The sequence below is a fragment of the Neisseria sp. P0021.S005 genome (assembly GCF_051956955.1).
This window is the reverse complement of record NZ_JBQCWY010000336.1, coordinates 1-3,291: the sequence shown is the minus strand read 5'-3', so window position 1 is coordinate 3,291 and position 3,291 is coordinate 1. Positions and strand designations below refer to the sequence as shown.

General features: G+C 48.5%; 2 protein-coding genes and 1 tRNA gene. 1 reads left to right on the top strand and 2 read right to left on the bottom strand.

Annotation, left to right across the window (positions count from 1 at the left end; translation table 11 throughout):
• Together thrS and ACTHUE_RS13760 are read right to left on the bottom strand one after the other, a co-directional pair.
• On the bottom strand, window positions 1-1,816 hold a 1,816-nt coding region (thrS, locus tag ACTHUE_RS13765), incomplete at its 3' end, for a threonine--tRNA ligase (protein ID WP_440423753.1).
• Between the two features lie 52 nt (window positions 1,817-1,868).
• Window positions 1,869-1,945 (bottom strand) — tRNA-Val (locus ACTHUE_RS13760).
• Between the two features lie 238 nt (window positions 1,946-2,183).
• On the opposite strand from ACTHUE_RS13760, the gene tgt reads away from it, so the two are divergent.
• Window positions 2,184-3,291: tRNA guanosine(34) transglycosylase Tgt (gene tgt, locus ACTHUE_RS13755; protein ID WP_440423751.1), on the top strand; the 1,108-nt coding region annotated here is incomplete at its 3' end.

Sequence of the window (3,291 nt, the reverse complement as noted above, 5' to 3'; positions counted from 1 at the left end):
CAACTTTGTTTTCTTGTTTCTCTTTATCGCCGACAACGATTTGATAAGGGAAACGGTATTGGCTGTTGTCACGGATTTTGTAACCGATTTTTTCGTTACGCAAATCCAATTCGACACGGAAGCCTGCAGCCTGCAATTTGGCAGCCACTTCGCGACAATAATCTGTTTGGTTCTCGGTGATATTCATAATCACCATTTGAACCGGCGCAAGCCACAATGGGAATGAGCCTGCATGGTTTTCAATCAGAATACCGATGAAGCGCTCCAATGAACCCAAAATAGCACGGTGCAACATTACAGGACGCGCACGGTCGTTGTTTTCAGTTACATATTCGGCATTCAAACGCTCCGGCAATACGAAGTCCAACTGCAGGGTACCACACTGCCAAGAACGACCCAAAGCATCTTTAACATGATACTCAATCTTAGGACCGTAGAATGCGCCTTCGCCAGGCAGCTCTTCCCACTCTACGCCGCAAGCGGTCAATGCATCACGCAGACCTTGTTCGGCTTTATCCCAAACTTCGTCAGAACCTGCACGTTGTTCAGGGCGGAGTGACAGCTTCACGGCAACATCATGGAAGCCGAATTGTTTGTAAATGCGAACCAGCAATTCATTGAATGCGCGTGCTTCATCAACGATTTGATCTTCGGTACAGAAGATATGCGCATCATCTTGCACAAAACCGCGAACACGCATCAGACCATGTAACGCACCGCTTGGTTCATTACGATGGCAAGAACCAAACTCAGCCAAACGCATTGGTAAATCGCGATATGAGCGCAGGCCGTTATTAAAAATTTGTACATGACCCGGACAGTTCATCGGCTTAACCGCGTATTCGCGTTTTTCCGAACTGGTCACAAACATATTGTCTTTATAGTTTTCCCAGTGGCCAGATTTTCCCCAGAAGGTTTTATCCATAATCTGAGGCGTTTTCACCTCTTTATAACCGGCAGCATTCAACTCTTTGCGCATATGCTGCTCAATCACCTGCCACAAAGCCCAGCCTTTAGGATGCCAGAACACCATACCCGGCGCTTCATCTTGCAGGTGGAACAAATCCAATTGTTTACCCAGCTTACGGTGGTCGCGTTTTTCTGCTTCCTCGATGCGTTGGATATAGGCTTTCAATTCGTCTTTACTTGCCCAAGCCGTACCGTAAATACGTTGCAACATTTCATTATTGCTGTCGCCGCGCCAGTATGCGCCTGCCAGTTTGGTCAGCTTGAAGTTTTTCAAGAAACGGGTATTGGGAACGTGAGGACCGCGGCACATATCGACGTATTCCTGATGATGATACATACCCATTGCTTCCACTTCAGGCATGTCTTCAATCAGACGCAATTTGTACTCTTCGCCGCGATCTTGGAAAATTTTGATGGTTTCTGCACGGGGCGTCATCACTTTAATGACGTCATAGTCTTGTGCAATCAACTCTTTCATGCGCGCTTCGATGGCGGCCACATCATCAGGCGTAAATGGTTTTTCAGTTGCGATATCGTAATAGAATCCGTCTTCAATGACCGGGCCGATAACCATTTTGGCATCAGGGTAGAGCTGCTTGACCGCATGACCGACCAAGTGCGCGCAGGAGTGGCGGATAATTTCCACACCTTCTTTGTCTTTAGGCGTAATGATTTGAACGTGGGCATCTTCGGTAATCGGATCGCAAGCATCCACCAATTTACCGTTAACCTTGCCCGCTACCGTTGCCTTTGCCAGACCTGCACCGATAGACGCTGCAATTTGCGCCACGGTAACGGGTGATTCATATTGGCGGACCGAACCGTCCGGCAAGGTAATGTTCAACATCAGAAAGCTCCAAAACATTAAAAAATAACGGCATAAAGCCGTTATGGAAATTTGGTAGGCACAATTGGACTCGAACCAACGACCCCCACCATGTCAAGGTGGTGCTCTAACCAACTGAGCTATGTGCCTTCATCTAAGGCGCTTATTGTAACGAAGCGTGTTCCCTTTTGCAAGCATCTGTAAATACTTTTCAGACGGCCTAGATAATTTTGTTTGATTTATGCCTCATTGTTTTATTTCTTCTATTATTCAGACCGTCTGAAGCATTGTTTTAGAGAAGATAAAATCCAGCCGTCAACCAGCGAAAAATCCTTTATAATCTGCCCTTTCATTTCGCACACACGCGAACATCCAATCTCTTATTATTATGCTCAAATTTACCTTACACAAAAAAGACGGTCATGCCCGACGCGGTACTTTGGAACTGAACCACGGCAAAATCGAAACGCCTGTATTTATGCCGGTCGGCACATATGGTTCGGTCAAAGCGATGAACCCGCAAAACCTGCATGACATCAAAGCACAAATCATCTTAGGCAACACTTACCATCTGTGGCTGCGCCCCGGTTTGGAAGTCATCGAACAATTCGGCGGCCTGCACGAATTTATCGGTTGGGATAAGCCGATTTTGACCGACTCAGGCGGCTTCCAAGTATTCTCGTTGTCCGACATGCGCAAGCTGACCGAAGAAGGCTGTACCTTCCAAAGCCCGATCAACGGCGACAAACTGTTCCTCTCGCCCGAAGTGTCGATGAAAATCCAAACTGTGTTGAATTCCGACATTGTGATGCAGTTAGACGAATGTACCCCTGGAGAAGCAACGCACAGCCAAGCGCAAAAATCGCTGCAAATGAGCCTGCGCTGGGCGGAACGAAGCAAAAAGGCTTTTGAAGACCTGAAAAACCCAAATGCGCTGTTTGGCATTGTACAAGGCGCGATGTATGAAGATTTGCGTGAAGAATCGCTGAAAGGTTTGGAAGAGCTCGACTTCCCCGGCTTGGCCATCGGCGGCTTGTCCGTTGGCGAACCTAAGCCCGAAATGTACCGCATGTTGCGCGCCGTCGGCCCTATCCTGCCGGAACACAAGCCACATTATTTGATGGGCGTCGGCACGCCTGAAGACTTGGTGTACGGCGTGGCACACGGCGTGGATATGTTCGACTGCGTCATGCCTACCCGCAATGCGCGTAACGGCTGGCTGTTTACCCGTTTTGGCGATTTGAAAATCAAAAACGCCAAACACAAACTCGACAAGCGTCCGATTGATGAAAGCTGCACCTGCTACGCCTGTCAGAATTTCAGCCGCTCCTACCTGCACCATCTGCACCGTGTCGGCGAAATCTTGGGCGCACAGCTCAACACCATCCACAATCTGCACTTCTACCAAGTCATCATGGCAGAAATGCGCGAAGCCATCGAACAAGGCAAATTTGCCGATTGGCAGGCGCAATTCCATGAAAACCGCGCCCGCGGTG